Annotated in this window: 11 protein-coding genes; 5 read left to right on the top strand and 6 right to left on the bottom strand. The window is 36.9% G+C overall.

What is annotated here, in order from left to right:
• Positions 1–129 precede the first annotated feature (129 nt).
• The 3 genes from F1003_RS14090 (at position 130) to F1003_RS14080 (ending at position 4,665) form a co-directional block, all read left to right on the top strand.
• On the top strand, positions 130–1,200 hold the full coding sequence (locus F1003_RS14090; protein ID WP_155090078.1) for a branched-chain amino acid aminotransferase: 1,071 nt from the start codon (positions 130–132) through the stop codon (positions 1,198–1,200).
• A 283-nt stretch (positions 1,201–1,483) separates the two neighbouring features.
• A complete protein-coding gene (locus tag F1003_RS14085) occupies positions 1,484–3,532 on the top strand; it encodes an alpha-ketoacid dehydrogenase subunit alpha/beta (protein WP_155090077.1) in 2,049 nt (682 codons plus the stop codon).
• Positions 3,533–3,564: 32 nt separating this feature from the next.
• Positions 3,565–4,665, top strand: a complete 1,101-nt coding sequence (locus tag F1003_RS14080) for a bestrophin family protein (protein WP_155090076.1) — start codon at positions 3,565–3,567, stop codon at positions 4,663–4,665.
• 72 nt (positions 4,666–4,737) lie between these two features.
• Here F1003_RS14080 and F1003_RS14075 read toward each other — a convergent pair whose 3' ends face one another.
• The 6 genes from F1003_RS14075 to F1003_RS14055 all read right to left on the bottom strand — a co-directional run bounded on the left by F1003_RS14075 (position 4,738) and on the right by F1003_RS14055 (position 14,245).
• Entirely contained in the window at positions 4,738–4,929 is a 192-nt protein-coding gene (locus tag F1003_RS14075) for a cold-shock protein (RefSeq protein ID WP_155090075.1), read from the bottom strand.
• Positions 4,930–5,061: 132 nt separating this feature from the next.
• Positions 5,062–6,738, bottom strand: coding sequence for a SulP family inorganic anion transporter (locus F1003_RS14070; protein WP_155090074.1), 1,677 nt, complete (start codon positions 6,736–6,738; stop codon positions 5,062–5,064).
• A 126-nt stretch (positions 6,739–6,864) separates the two neighbouring features.
• Entirely contained in the window at positions 6,865–7,419 is a 555-nt protein-coding gene (locus F1003_RS14065) for a DUF4136 domain-containing protein (RefSeq protein ID WP_155090073.1), read from the bottom strand.
• A gap of 20 nt (positions 7,420–7,439) precedes the next feature.
• Positions 7,440–9,440 carry a urocanate hydratase gene (gene hutU / locus F1003_RS14060; RefSeq protein WP_155090072.1) on the bottom strand — a complete coding sequence of 667 codons (2,001 nt, stop codon included), beginning with the start codon at positions 9,438–9,440 and terminating at the stop codon, positions 7,440–7,442.
• Entirely contained in the window at positions 9,440–9,610 is a 171-nt protein-coding gene (locus F1003_RS16585; protein ID WP_162306989.1) for a C1orf53 family protein, read from the bottom strand. The genes hutU and F1003_RS16585 overlap by 1 nt, the downstream gene beginning before the upstream one ends.
• A 468-nt stretch (positions 9,611–10,078) precedes the next feature.
• Positions 10,079–14,245 (bottom strand): DUF8693 domain-containing protein, encoded by a 4,167-nt coding sequence (locus tag F1003_RS14055; protein WP_155090071.1) that lies wholly within the window; start codon positions 14,243–14,245, stop codon positions 10,079–10,081.
• Positions 14,246–14,394: 149 nt separating this feature from the next.
• On the opposite strand from F1003_RS14055, the gene F1003_RS14050 reads away from it, so the two are divergent.
• Together F1003_RS14050 and F1003_RS14045 are read left to right on the top strand one after the other, a co-directional pair.
• Positions 14,395–15,285, top strand: a complete 891-nt coding sequence (locus tag F1003_RS14050) for a 1-aminocyclopropane-1-carboxylate deaminase/D-cysteine desulfhydrase (RefSeq protein ID WP_155090070.1) — start codon at positions 14,395–14,397, stop codon at positions 15,283–15,285.
• Entirely contained in the window at positions 15,267–16,085 is an 819-nt protein-coding gene (locus F1003_RS14045; protein WP_306461434.1) for a glucosaminidase domain-containing protein, read from the top strand. Before F1003_RS14050 ends, F1003_RS14045 begins: the two co-directional genes overlap by 19 nt.
• The last annotated feature ends 1 nt before the right edge of the window (position 16,086 follow it).

Here is a 16,086-nt window from a genome sequence, read left to right as displayed (position 1 = left end):
AGTGTATCGAGAAGTCATTACAAATAAATTCTCGATACAAAATTGCAAAAGCAATTTTACTCGAACTGACGAAAAATATTAACCGTTTGTCATCCTGAACTTGTTTCAGGATCTCATCAACATAAAATCATGAGCTACAATATTTCAATACAAAAAACAGAAACATCTAATCTCGATAAATTAGACTTCAACAATATCCCATTAGGTACCACATTTACAGACCACATGTTTATCTGTGATTACGACAATGGAGAGTGGGTAAACCCAAGGATAATTCCAATGGGAATGATTCCAACTCATCCAGCAGCTATGGCCTTGCATTATGGACAAGCTATTTTTGAAGGTATGAAGGCCACAGTAGATTCAGATGGCAATCCAATGTTGTTTAGAGCAGAGGATAATGCCAATCGTTTGAATTTTAGTGCCGACCGTATGGGCATGCCTAATATTCCCACTGAGTTATTTGTAGATGGCTTAAAACAATTGGTAGATTTAGACAGACAATGGATTCCACCTATTGATGGCAGCGCGTTATATTTAAGACCGTTTATGTACGCAGATGAGCCATTTATTGGTATGCGTGCAGCAACACATTACAAGTTTATCATCATGGCATCGCCAGCAGGTCCATTTTTCAGCAAACGTATAAAATTATGGGCCGAAAAGAAATTCATTAGAGCTGCTCAAGGTGGTACAGGAGAGGCAAAAGCTGCGGGAAATTATGCGGCCGCAATACGTCCAACAGAATTGGCAAAAGCCAAAGGTTACGACCAAGTGTTGTGGTTAGATGCAGTTGAACATAAGTATATTCAAGAAGTAGGTACGATGAATATCTTCTTTAAGATTGATGACAAATTTATTACACCAGAGCTAGACGGATGTGTGTTGGATGGCATAACCAGAAAGAGTGTGATTGCCTTATTGAAAGATCGCGGTTTTGAAGTTACAGAACGAAAAATCACCATTGATGAAATTAAGGAAGCCTCTAAAAATGGTATACTAAAAGAAGCATTTGGAACAGGTACTGCAGTTGGTATTGCTTACATTCAGGAAATCGGATTGGATGGCGAATCCATTCACGTGTCTCACGATAGTCCTGTTGGGATAGAAATAAATCAGCGATTAAACGATATAAAAACCGGAAAAGTTGAAGATAAATTTGATTGGATGACCAAAGTAGCTAAGCAATTGGTGGATTAGGGCGCCTGCCTGCCGGCAGGCAGGTTACCACAACACTTCGACAGGCTCAGTGCAGGTGGTCGTGCTTTCACTACTCGCTTCCCGACGAAAAAGTCGGGAGAGCTCAAACAGGTCGTTCAATCCCTAACGCAAACTCACTTAACCGCAAATACCTCATAGGTTTTGATAACCTTTGAGGCCTCAAACAAAATAATAAACTAGTCTGTCATTCAGAGCGACAGCGAAGAATCTCATGAAGAGATTGCCACGTCCTTCGTCCTCGCAATGACATTAATATAAGCAAATGAATAAAGACATCTTAAAAAAAGGATACTCAAAACTCTGCACAGCGAAAGCCATGACTGAGCTGTACGAAGAAAACTTCAAGCAAGTTTCAAAATATGTACATGCCACATCACGTGGTCACGAAGCCATTCAAATTGCATTAGGTTTACAGTTATTGCCTCAAGATTATGCGTTTCCATATTATAGAGATGATGCTATGTTATTGTCATTTGGTTTAGAACCTTATGATTTAATGTTACAATTGTTAGCGAAGAAAGACGACCCATTTTCAGGCGGACGCACCTACTATTCGCATCCAAGTTTAAAGGATGATGACAAACCTAAAATCCCACATCAATCTTCAGCAACAGGTATGCAAGCCATTCCTGCTACAGGCGTTGCTATGGGAATGCAGTATAAAGAATTACAGGGTTTAAACGATTCTTCTGTTGAGAATCCGATTTCGGTTTGCTCACTTGGCGACGCTTCAGTAACCGAAGGTGAAATCGCAGAAGCGTTTCAAATGGCGGCTTTAAAGCAAATGCCAATTCTATATTTAGTTCAGGATAACGGTTGGGATATTTCAGCCAATGAAGCCGAAACAAGAGCACAAAATGCTTATGAATATGCACAAGGTTTTCATGGCTTGGAAGCGATTTCAATTGACGGTGCAAACTTTACTGAAAGTTATGAGGCTTTAGAAAAAGTCATTAAAACCATCAGGGAAGAAAGACGACCATTTTTAGTGCATGCTAAAGTCCCGTTGCTAAATCACCACACTTCTGGTGTGCGAATGGAATGGTACCGTGATGATTTGGACGAAGCACGAAGCCGCGATCCATATCCAGTCTTAAAGCAACAATTGTTAGATGCTGGATTTTCAGAAAAGGAAATTTTAGAAATAGAAAATTCAGCTAAAGAAAAGGTTCAATCTGATTTCGAAAAAGCTTTAAAGGCAGATGATCCAAAACCGGAAGATTTATTTACAAACGACTTCGTTCCTACCACAATTACAGAAGAACAAGGTACACGCGCACCAGAAGGTGCAGAAAAAGTGGTGATGGTAGATTGTGCCTTATTCGCCGTTGAGGAACTGATGAAAAAGCACAAAGAGTGTTTACTTTACGGACAAGATGTTGGAGGACGACTTGGTGGTGTATTTAGAGAAGCAGCGACTTTGGCTCAGAAGTTCGGTGATGATAGAGTGTTCAATACACCAATCCAGGAGGCATTTATTGTTGGTTCAACGGTTGGGATGAGTGCTGTTGGATTAAAACCTATTGTTGAGGTTCAGTTTGCAGATTATATTTGGCCTGGGCTTAATCAGTTATTTACTGAAGTCAGCAGAAGTTGCTATTTAAGTAACGGAAAATGGCCAGTGAGTATGATTCTTAGAGTACCGATTGGTGCCTACGGTAGTGGTGGACCTTATCATAGTTCATCTGTAGAAAGTGTGGTGACCAATATTAGAGGTATAAAAATTGCCTATCCAAGTAATGGTGCCGATTTAAAAGGTTTGATGAAAGCAGCCTATTACGACCCAAATCCAGTCGTAATTTTAGAGCACAAAGGCTTGTATTGGTCTAAAGTGCCAGGGACAAAAGGAGCAACATCAATAGAACCAGCAGAAGATTACGTATTGCCTTTCGGTAAGGCGTGGGTGTTACAAGAAATCTGGAAGCAGGAAAGTGTTGAAACACTAACCATCGTGACTTACGGTATGGGAGTGCATTGGGCTTATAATGCTTCGGGCGAATTGGATATGCGTGATCAAATCGAAATCATCGACTTGAGAACATTATTTCCACTTGATGAAGACACGATTATGAAATCAGTCAAGAAAACTGGAAAATGCTTGGTCGTTACTGAAGAGCCTTCAAACAATAGTTTTGCGAGAGCCTTAGCTGGGAAAATTCAAGAAGAATGCTTCAAATATTTAGATGCTCCAGTAATGACGATTGGTAGTGAAAATATGCCTGCTATTCCTTTAAATTCAACCTTAGAAGAAACTATGATTCCTTCGACTGAAAAAGTAAAGGCTAAAATTGAAGCGTTGATAAACTACTAGCTTTTCGTATCTTACATACATAAATTCAGTTTATGTATACAAGACGCATTTTTCCCATAAAAGTGGTTTTAAAATGGACACGTAGAAGCATTCTTATGTTTCTAATTCTTGCCACGATTCCTGTTGTATTGTTTGACATATTAGGGATGAAATGGTTGCATGTGCCGTGGCTGCCATTAGGAGTGCTGGGTACTGCCGTTGCTTTTCTCATTGGTTTTAAAAACAATGCGTCTTACGACCGTCTTTGGGAAGCTCGAAAAATTTGGGGTGGTATAGTAAACACATCACGATCATGGACTATTATGGTCAAAGATTTTATTAATAATGATCATGCCAAAGAAAAGTTGTCCGATTCAGATTTACATAATATCCATAAGGAATTAGTGCATCGACATGTAGCATGGTTAACAGCGTTGCGTTATCAAATGCGTGTTAATAAACCATGGGAGCAACTGATGACCCAAAAGTCTAATACTGAGTTTAAGGATTCTTATTTTCTTGTGTGTGAAGACACAATCCCAATTGAAGAAGCAATAAAACCATATATTTCTGACAATGAATATAAAGAAATATTTGCTAAAGGGAATAGAGCGTCTCAATTGTTAGGTATTCAATCTAGACGCTTAAAAGAACTAAAGCAAGATGGGTTGGTTGAAGATTTTAGGCACATGGAAATGGCTAATGTTTTAGTTGAATTCTATACGTTGCAAGGTCAGAGTGAACGCATAAAGAACTTTCCATATCCTAGACAGTTTGCAACGCTCAACTATATGTTTGTTTGGATTTTTATTATTCTATTGCCTTTTGGTATTATGGCAGGTTTTGAAACTATTGGGCATGATATTCAAGAGGATTTAGCCCAACATGCGTCCAGAACATCTTGGGGACATTTGTTACAAGAGTTTATTGCCAAACATTTTGTTTGGTTTTCTATTCCATTTAGTGCCCTTGTGGCATGGGTTTTTCATACAATGGAAAAAATAGGAGAGAATACAGAAAACCCTTTTGAAGGTGGACCGAACGATGTACCAATTACCGATTTAAGTCGAGGAATAGAAATTGATATTAGACAACTTATTGACGATACAGATATTCCAGCACCTTACGATTGGAAGAATGATATTGTAATGTAATTGCCATGAAGCATAAAAAAAAAGCCTATCGAAAGATAGGCTTTGTTCTTAAAAAGATTGTAAGGTATATACTTATATAACTTTTACATTTACTGCATTTAATCCCTTTTTTCCTTCTGTTAAGTCGAATTCTACATTATCACCTTCTCTTACTTCATCAACTAAACCAGAAATGTGTACAAAATGATCTTTGTCGCTTCCTTCTTCTGTTATGAATCCAAAACCTTTAGAATCATTAAAAAATTTTACTGTACCAGTACTCATATTAAAATATATTAAATTAAGTGGCGAAGGTAGTCTAATTAATTGATTTTCAATCATTTTAATCTGATTAATTTCTTAATTAGAAGCTAACAGCCTAATACTTAACCTATAGGGTAATGAAATAATAGAGCATTACATGTTATATTCAGAAAGTGGTTTTGTAAATTTTTCAGGATCTGCTGCTAAATGGTAACGCGGATCGTCAACCGCTTCAATAATCACTTCTTCAAACTTTGGACTTGCTTTACGAAGTAATACTTTGCAATCTTCACTTAAATGTTTGAGTTTAATAGACTTCCCTTCAGCTTCATATTTTTCAACTAAATTGAAGATTGCTTCTAGTGCAGAATGATCGCTAACTCTAGATTCTATAAAATCTATTTCAACATTTTGAGGATCATTTTTGGCATCAAACTTAGAATTAAAATTCTGAATAGACCCAAAAAACAAAGGTCCCCAAATTTCATAGGTTTTGGTACCATCTGGTTGCATACGTTTACGTGCTCTAATCATTGTAGCATTTTTCCATGCGAAAACTAAAGCAGAAATAATAACTCCTGCAATAACTGCTATAGCTAAATCTTGCCAAACTGTAATTGCAGAAACAGCGATTAGTACAATAGCATCAGATAAAGGTATTTTTCTAATGATCCTAAAACTACTCCAAGCGAACGTTCCGATTACTACCATGAACATTACACCAACTAGGGCAGCTATAGGAATTTGTTCAATCAGTGGAGCTCCAAATAGCACAAAGCATAGTAACGCAATTGCGGCAACAGCACCAGATAGGCGGCCTCTTCCACCTGAGTCAACATTAATAATAGATTGACCGATCATAGCACAGCCGCCCATTCCACCGAATAATCCGTTTAAAGTATTTGCAGCACCTTGTGCGATACACTCTCGGTTACCGTTTCCTCTTGTATCTGTCATTTCATCAATGAGATTCAAAGTCATTAAAGATTCAATTAGGCCTACTGCAGCAAGTATGAAGGCAGTCGAAAGAATTAAACTCCAATGTCCAGAGAGTGTTCCGAAGAATCCAAAAATTTGATTTTGAAATGTTGGTAGTCCGCCTTCTAAACCATTTCCGCCACCTTCAGCAATAAACGAACCAACAGTACTGACTTCTATACCACCAAAAATAGTAATACAAGCTACAACAATTATGGCTATTAAAGCCGCTGGAATTTTCTTTGTAAGTTTAGGTAGTCCATACATAATACCCATTGTCAAACCAATGAATCCCATCATCTTCCAGAATGTAGCATTCGAGAACAATGCAGAAAACCATTCTGACGTATTATCTAAAAACGAAATATCTTTCGGAACAGCATTAGGAAATAATCCTAATTGAGAAAGGAAAATAACAATAGCCAAACCGTTAACAAAGCCCATCATAACAGGGTGTGGTATCAATCGTACAAATTTGCCCAGCTTAAAAACACCTGCCAAAATTTGAATACCACCAACAAAAAGAAGTGTTATAAATAGCCACTGTAATCCTAGGTTATCTACTGGAGTGTCTAATGCTAAACCAACTTCATTTCCTTTTTGAATAAGATGTACCATAACTACGGCCATTGCACCTGTAGCACCTGAAATCATTCCTGGTCGACCACCAAATAATGCGGTGACAATTCCCATCATAAATGCACCATATAGTCCAACTAGAGGATCTACACCTGCTACAAAAGCAAAGGCTACGGCCTCAGGTACTAATGCTAATGCAACAGTTAAACCCGAAAGAATATCGTTCTTAGGGTTTTGAGTGAAGTTTTTTCTTGTAGTTTGACCTAATATCATAACTATATCTTTTAGAAGTCGGCAAAGATAAAGTATTTAGAATTATAGCCTAATTACTCATTAAAAGGAATAAAAAAAAAGCACTGGTAAAAACCAGTGCTTAAATAATTTTATATTTAAATTGAATTATTCTTCAGGTGGAAATTGCTCCAAAGTTTTGGCAACAAATTCTTTAATTCGCTCTTCTTTCTTCTCTATATTTCTTGTGGTTAAATAACCAGTACCAGAGCCTTGCCAAATCAATTCTTTTTCGCTAGTGTCTATAAAATCAATAAAAAGCATACCTTCTGTTCTGGTGGAAACATTGCTTCCTCCCCAGCCAGGTCCCCAGCCCCAGCCCCAACGATTGAAACCGCCCCAGCCCCAGCCACCGAAGCCCCAGGCATTGTTGTAGACATCAACACGTTGAGTAGATTTTGTAAAAATACTAACGAGCATATCAGGGTTTTCGGATTTGGTCATGCCTTTTGCCATTAGCTCTGCTTCAATAGCTCTTAATATTCTACGTTTATCAATATCGTTAATCTCTGCTTTGTCAATTCCAGGTTTAAAGAATGCAAAGGTTTTGTAGTTGTCAAAATTTGCCTCTCTATCATAATCGGCTGCAACTCTAACTGAACTACAAGAAGATAGAAGGATGGCGAAAACTAAAATCGGTGTAAATTTAAGTAGTTTCTTCATATCACTTTTTTTTTAATTGTTTAAAATAGATCATCATCAACTTCATTAGGTAAAGTTACTTTTAAATTAGGCTCTACTTCCATGGCACGTTTTATAGCAAAAACAGCACCTTCATTTTGAGCCCAACTACGTCTTGAGATACCATTATTAACATCCCAAAACAACATCCGTTTTAACCGTGTTGATGCTTCTTTAGTACCATCAAGAACCATACCAAAACCACCGTTAATCACTTCTCCCCAACCAACCCCACCACCATTATGAATACTGACCCAAGTTGCACCTCTAAAACTATCACCAATAACATTGTGAATGGCCATATCTGCTGTAAAACGAGAACCATCATAAATGTTGCTCGTTTCTCTGTAGGGTGAATCTGTACCTGAAACATCATGATGATCTCTTCCAAGAACAACTTCGTCTATTTCACCTCTAGAAATAGCTTGGTTAAAAGCTTCTGCAATTTTCATTCGGCCTTCGGCATCTGCATAGAGAATTCTGGCTTGAGAACCCACAACAAGTTTGTTTTCTTGAGCTCCTTTTATCCATTGAATGTTATCCGCCATTTGCTGTTGGATTTCTTTAGGGGAATTTTTCATGATTTCTTCTAAGACATCACAAGCAATGTTATCTGTTTTTGCTAAATCTTCTGGTTTTCCTGATGCGCAAACCCAACGGAATGGCCCAAAACCATAATCAAAGCACATGGGTCCCATAATATCCTGTACATAGCTTGGATACTTAAATTCTCTACCAATAGTTGGATTCTCAGACATTACATCAGCACCTGCACGAGAAGCTTCAAGAAGAAATGCATTTCCATAATCAAAAAAATAGGTGCCTTTTGAAGTATGTTTATTGATAGCCTTAGCATGTCTTCGCAAGGTTTCCTGTACCTTTTCTTTAAACAATTCTGGCTTATTTGCCATCATGTCGTTGGCATCTTCAAAAGATATATCAGCAGGATAATAACCTCCAGCCCAAGGATTATGAAGCGACGTTTGATCACTTCCTAAATCGATATGAATATTGGCTTCATCAAATTTCTCCCACACATCAACTACATTTCCTAAGTAAGCTAGGGAAATGGTTTCCTTTTCAGCTTGTGCTTTTTTGACTCTGGTAACAAGCTCATCTAAATCAGTGATCTTTTCATCAATCCAACCTTGGTCTAAGCGTACTTGAGTTATTTTAGGATTAACTTCGGCACAAACGGTAATACAGCCCGCAATGTTTCCGGCTTTAGGTTGTGCGCCAGACATGCCTCCTAAGCCTGAAGTCACGAACAAATTACCTTTTGGTTCTTTACCTATTTTTCTAAATCCGTTTAAAACGGTAATCGTCGTACCATGGACAATGCCTTGAGGGCCAATGTACATGTAACTTCCGGCTGTCATTTGTCCATATTGGGTAACTCCTAAAGCATTGAATTTTTCCCAGTCATCTGGTTTAGAATAGTTGGGAATCATCATACCATTTGTGACGACAACTCTAGGTGCCTCTTTATGTGAAGGGAATAAGCCCATTGGATGACCAGAATACATCACAAGGGTTTGTTCGTCATTCATCTCTGCCAAATATTTCATGGTCAGTCGATACTGAGCCCAATTTTGAAATACAGCGCCATTACCACCATAGGTAATCAATTCATGTGGATGTTGTGCAACAGCATAATCCAAATTGTTCTGAATCATTAACATGATGGCAGCTGCTTGTTTTGATTTTGCTGGATACTCCTCTATAGGCCTTGCGTACATTCTGTAATCTGGTCTGAAGCGGTACATGTATATTCGGCCATGTTTTTCGAGCTCAGACTTAAACTCAGGTAATAGAATTTCGTGATGCTTTTTGTCAAAATAGCGCAAGGCATTTCGAAGGGCTAATTTTTTTTCTTCGGCATTTAGAATGTCCTTTCTTTTTGGTGCATGATTTATGGATTCATCATACACTTTTGGCACTGGTAAAATCTCTGGTATGCCTTCTAATATTTGATCTTTGAATGGAACTTTTAACTCTTGCATTATTGTATTGAATCTTTATTGTTGGTCTTAGAATTGAATCCGTATGGACAATGCCTGCATCCGCTTTCACAACAATAGCCACGTTTAAGGTGATATTGTTCGGTAAAACAGCGATAGCCTTCGGGCGTTAGATAGTAATCTCCGTCTTCAATTGGGACATATTTTTTCATAGGCCTATCCCTAACCCTTTCCCAAGGAAAGAGAACTCGGTTGTTTATACTTTTAATAAATGGTTATAAGTTTTTCAGTTTGTACAAAACTGATTCGCTTTATCAACAAAGATAATGTAAATTGGATTGATTTTTGAATTGGATAGATTGTGATATTAATTTCAAAATATATGGTGCCAAGAGGGTATGTTGGGATAACTATTTTTCCATTTATGTTTTTAAAATATAAAGCTTTGAAATGGAATAAAGTGCTGATAAATCATGAGAAAATCCACCTTAGACAACAGCTAGAATTATTGATTATTCCATTTTTTGTTTTATACGCCTTTGAGTTTTTTATTCGATTGATTCAGTATAAAAACTGGAAACTTGCCTATCGCAATATCTCTTTTGAACGAGAAGCATATAGTAATGAAAAAGACCTAGATTATTTAAAATCCAGGCTTTTATACAGTTTTATAAATTTTGTCAGAAAATAATCTTTGCAATTTTTTGCTTACCATCTGTTAGTCTTATTTTTAAGAATAAGGTCAACTCATTTGGTCTTATGGCATTGATATTGAAACGATTTCTGTTAATTGATTTATTGGCAAAAAGGTTTCTTCCTAAAATGTCGTAAATTTCTATAGATTGAATGTTTTCATAATCAGATTCAACTACGATGTTTTCATTTTCTTCAAATATCTGAACTCCGTTTACACTGTCAAAATCTTCGATACTCAGGCTAGAATTAGTATACCTTAGTATAAATCTGTCGTTGAATGTGCCTTCACCTGAATTAAAATTATAAGGACTGTCGCGCAAGTCATGGATTATATTTTCGTAAGTATCTTCGAGGTAAATATCTTGTGTGTTAGTTCCTTCAAATAATCCATCGACACCACTAATAGAAATTGTGTAAATTTCATTTTGTAAGATTTCAATGCCTAATGGTACTTGGTCTTCAATTTCAAAGGGTAATTGACGTCCTTGTATTACCATACGTTCATTATCTAGCATTGAATAAATATTCATTGTGTTAGACTCAAAAGTGTAAGCATCATAAGACCTGTCTTTTGCTTGGGTTGCTCCTTCAATATAACCAACCATAGTGCTAGAAGTTTGTTCATTTTCTTTGCTTAAATTGAGCCATATACGATGACGCTCAATGGTATTAGTCGTTTCAGAGATTGGATCACTACTTCTGTAAAAGCTACTATTGTCATTCCCTATATCTCTCATTGTATTACTAAATGTTACACTCCCAGTTTCATTGTCATTAAGTGCTAGCACAAAGAATCCTTGACCAGATCCAATATAGTAATCAGTTGCTGTAACTTCATTGGGATATGTGTTTGTACCAGATAAGTTATAAGTTAAATAATCATTAGGGCTATAATTTAAACCATAATCATCATAAAAAGGATCGGGATTACCAGCATTTGGGTCAGTGCCATGTGTCCAAATATGTACCGCTCCTTCAATTAAGTTGTTGTTTCTAGTGCCATCATCATAAGTGATAAAGGCATTAGCACTAATGGCGGATGGGTATGGATTACCTATAAGATTCCAATTGTCGTCGAATGGTGTGACTGTAACAAAATCGTTACCATAGGGTTGATACGAAAAGCTACAATATGTTGGGCTATTATTTCCGCTTTCAATAACACGCGTTATTATCCCATTATTTGGAATAGTTCCAGAAATTGAGGTCTGATAATTAGTGGCAGTTTGGCCTTGATCTGTTGGGCCATTAGATATATAACCTCTACCGATATCCATATTGCCAGAATAATTTTCCCAATCACCATAACAAATAGGTATATTCGCATTAACGCATGGTCCTGGTGGTACTGAAATAGTTCCGTTAGGTATTGTTGGTCTCCATCTATAAGTGGCTCCAGGTGTATTTATTCCATAAATATTTGAAAGACTAAAATTAGAAACTGGAGACGACCAGTACACATAGTCACTTTGACTTATATTTGGGGCTCTGTCTAAAATTAGTGTGCCAATTCCAGTATTGTTATTGGCATTTGGTGCTCCTTCATTAACCTGAATTAATTTTGAATTATTACGAATATGTAAAACCGAGTTGCCTTGTAAATCTATAAAATCCGTTATGGTTAAACTTCCATAATTGGCGTCAGAATCGTCATCGTCTATTGTTAGTGTTGCATCAGCTTCAATAGTTAAGTTATAACCAAATCCATCTGTTGTCCCATCAATTATTGGATTATTACCACCTGTATCAACTATATCTATACAATTGGCCGCTGAAGGTACTCCATTAGGAAACCAATTAGTAGCGGTATTCCAATCTGTATTGCTAGGAGTACCATTCCATACTTTTTTATTATAGGTAACCGTAACCATATCTGTACAACCATTAGCTGTTTCGGTAGCCGTATAGGTTTGTACACCATTAGGTGCAGCATATACTGTGCCGGCATAGTTGCCCAATACATAAGGTATTGTAAGTGCTGAATCTGTATATAAACCAACAGCTGGTGACCATGTGACTTCTGGTGGAGAAGGTGCAGCGTCTGCTGAAATTGTTATATCATCAATAGCCCAGTGGAAAATATCAAATGAATCACCAGTAAGTCTAAATCGAAAATAGAGTGTGTTATTTCCATCCAATGAAGATATATCTACGTTTCGTGTTTCGGTTATATCGGGAGGATTTGCCACAGTATATTGCGTAGTCCATGGAGCACCTCCAGTTAAGGAAGTTTCCAAAAATATTGAAAAATTAGTGCCAAACTGCCACAAATCGTGATTAAAGCTTAGTTGAAGGTTTGTATAACCAGTTATTGTGATAGCTGGTGAAGCTAAAGTCCATGTTGAAATATCAGAACCAGAAGTCCAATCTAACATAGCTTCATTAGCTGTACCACCTGCATTAGTTGTATTTGATATAATCCAATCAGCACTTGCGGCTCCATTAGCAATTGTCCAACCCGCAGGAAAAGTTGCTCCATCAAAAGATTCAGAATAAACTGTTGTAATGGCTGGAGGAGGAGGGACATTTGCATCGAGTTCAACATAATCTAAGTTACATTCATCTGATCCTATAGGGTAATTAGTATCTGTGATGGAAACCGTGCAAAGACTAACACAAGTTATGTCTGCCACCCATCCAGGATCTGTAATTGAACTATCACTTGTAAACACAAATGTTAAGGCACCACTTGCATGCGAAGAAGTAACAGTACCAGGATTATTTGTACCAGTATAAGTTCCTATAAGAGGGAATGTATTATTAGGGCCATCATAAATGTAGAGAAAATCATAGGTGTTTTCTGTTTCGAAAGCTGTAAAAGTTGCAACCAAACTAGTACCAGGTATATCTGGTGTTAATGTTGTAGTTGTATTTTCATTATTAGAATAATCACCACCAGTACCACCACTATCAGTAAATGTAGATCCACAAACAGTCGGCGGAACATAAGGAGCGCACGTTATGTCCGCTGCCCATCCTCCATCAGTAATCGATGAATCGCTATCAAAAACAAAGGTTAGCGCACCAGATGGATCACTGGATGTAAAAGGACCAGGAATTCCTGTCCCTGCAAAAGTTCCTAAGAGTGGATAAGTAGCATCTGGACCATCATAAACTGATAGATCATCACAACAAGATTCGGTTTCGAAAAACGTAAAAGTCGCAGTAACCGCATCTCCTGGAGTAATCGGAAAAATAGTTGTGGTTTCTAGTTCGTTGTTAGCATAATTTCCCGAAAGACCACCAGTATCATAAAATGTATCACCACACATTGGTGGGGGTACTGGGCAATTTAGGGTAAAGCTAACATTACCGCCAGAACTGTTTTCAGAATCTAGCATAATGTAATAGGTTGTGCCAGCTGTCATACTAAATGAACCACTTGTTTCATTGTTGCCAAATAAATCCTCAATACATGTCCAACCTGTTGCTGAACAGCTTGTTTGATATAAATAATTAATATGGTCGAAAGTAGATATCTGTGTGATTGTATAATTACCGGTTACTGTTGGTGTAAAAGAGTAAATAGCTTCATCACCAGGTACATCTTCACAGGCTGAATCATTGAAGGCTCCAAACCCAGAGTCTATTGTTGCATTTATTGCTGTAGCTCCACAGGCAGGTATGTTGGTAATGCTGGAGCAAGGATCTACAACTTCTGAAGCGCAAATCTCAAATGTACCTTCGTCATTTCCTCCCCAATCCCAAACCCTAAGATAAACTCTTGTACTTGGTGTAAGTACATTCAAAACACTAAAATTGGCTTCAAGAAAACCATCGCCTGAATCATCATCACATTCAACAATGGTTAAATTACCTCCACAAGTACCAGTATAAAGAGCGACAACTCCATCGTCAAAAGTAGACGTTAGTATGTGATTTAAATCTATTTGTAAACTTGTAGTAGTAGGCCCAAGATCGATATAAAACCAAACGTCAGCACCGTTATAGTTAGCACTAACTGGTTCACATCCTGTTGGAGGATCAATATTTGGATTGCTTGAATCCGTTGCTCCAGTATTATCTCCTACAACATATGTACAAGAGCCAACAGGGCTTAATGGTAAAGGAAGTGCAGTACAAGGGTCGTCTTGTGCAAAAGAAAGGTTTAAATTTGCTAAAATTAATATTAAGAGTAAAGTTCTAGTCATAATCTATGTTTTAAAACAAAGCCATAACCATAACTCACAGTTATGCAGAAGGTTATTTGCAATAGATTATGTAGGGATTGGGTTTAAATGTATTAAAAATATAGTTAATTTAACATTATGATAAGAAATTTGTTTAAAAATCAGTTGAAATGTTAAAAAATAAAGATTTAAAAAACATTCATATTGATAATCAGGTCTTTATAAAGCCAGAATATCTTATCCATCCATTTATTTCTGGAAATAAGCACCGAAAACTTAAATACAATATACTCGAGGCTAAATCTCAAAAGATCGACTTACTTCTTACATTCGGTGGTGCTTATTCTAATCATATAGCGGCAACAGCCTATGCAGGGAAAATTTACGGATTAAAAACAATAGGTATAATAAGAGGTGAAGAATTGGAATCTAAGATAAACACAAACCCAACACTGAAATTTGCACAATCTTGCGGAATGCGCTTTAAGTTTGTTACTAGAGAAGCGTATAGAAATAGGGCTAAGACTGAGTTTATAAAACAGCTAAATTCTGAATTTGGTGATTTTTATCTGATTCCCGAGGGTGGTACTAATGACTTAGCTATAAAGGGGTGCGAAGAAATTCTCAATGATGAAGATAGTGAGTTTGATTTTATTTGTTGTAGCGTGGGCACAGGTGGCACGATTTCTGGACTGATAAACTCATCAAAGAAGCATCAAAAAGTATTAGGATTTCCTGCGCTTAAAGGTGACTTTTTAAATCAAGATATTCGTAAATTTGCAACTCAGGAAAATTGGGAACTAATTGATAAGTATCATTTTGGCGGCTATGGAAAAATAAAGCCAGAGTTAATTACGTTTATCAATAAGTTTAAAAAAGATTTTGACATTACTTTAGATCCTATATATACAGGAAAAATGATGTATGGAGTTTTTGATTTACTGGATAAGGGATTTTTTCCAAAGGACTCAAAAATACTAGCGATACACACTGGTGGATTACAGGGAATAGAAGGGATGAATGTAAGATTAAAACAAAAAGGTTGGCCATTAATAAAATGAATTTCAATTATAAATATGTAGTGTTGATTTTAGCTGTTTTCGCTTTTAGTTGCGGACCTAAGAAAGGAATTGCAACTAAGAAAAAGCATGAAAAAGGTAAAACGGAAACTGTTGAAGTAAAAACTGCTGATACATCTATTGATGAAGTCGAAAAAGAAGAAATAATAAAGCCGCCTTCTTCCACAGATAGATATATTGCTACCTATGCTGAGATTGCGAAAGCAGAAATGCGCAAATCTAAAATACCTGCCAGTATAACCCTTGCTCAAGGTATTCTTGAGTCTGGCTCGGGTAGGGGAAGATTGGCGGTTGAAGCCAAAAATCATTTTGGTATTAAATGCCACGGTTGGAAAGGTGCTAAAATTTATCATGATGATGATGCTTCACAAGAATGTTTTAGAAAGTATAGAAAAGCCGAATCCTCATACGAAGATCATTCCGATTTTTTAACCGGTAGAAAACGTTATGCTGATCTTTTTAAATTAAAACCAGATGATTATAAAGGCTGGGCAAGAGGTCTAAGGGCAGCTGGTTATGCTACGGATAGAAAATATCCTCAAAAACTCATCAGCTTAATTGAGCGTTATGAGTTATATAAATATGACCAAGAAGTTTTAGGCAATAAAGATGTTGAAATTGTAAGAGTAAATAGTGGGGTTATTAGATATGTTATCGAAAAAGGCGACACGTTATACTCATTGGCAAAACGCTATAATACAACTGTTGAAGCTATAAAAAAATTAAATAATCTCAGTTCTAATGACCTGGCATTGGGTCAGGAAATAATGATTCCCAATTAAT

Source organism: Winogradskyella ouciana, assembly GCF_009709615.1.
GTDB classification, from domain to species: domain Bacteria; phylum Bacteroidota; class Bacteroidia; order Flavobacteriales; family Flavobacteriaceae; genus Winogradskyella; species Winogradskyella ouciana.
Note: the sequence above shows the minus strand (reverse complement) of the source record. Positions and strands in the feature narration are given on the sequence as shown.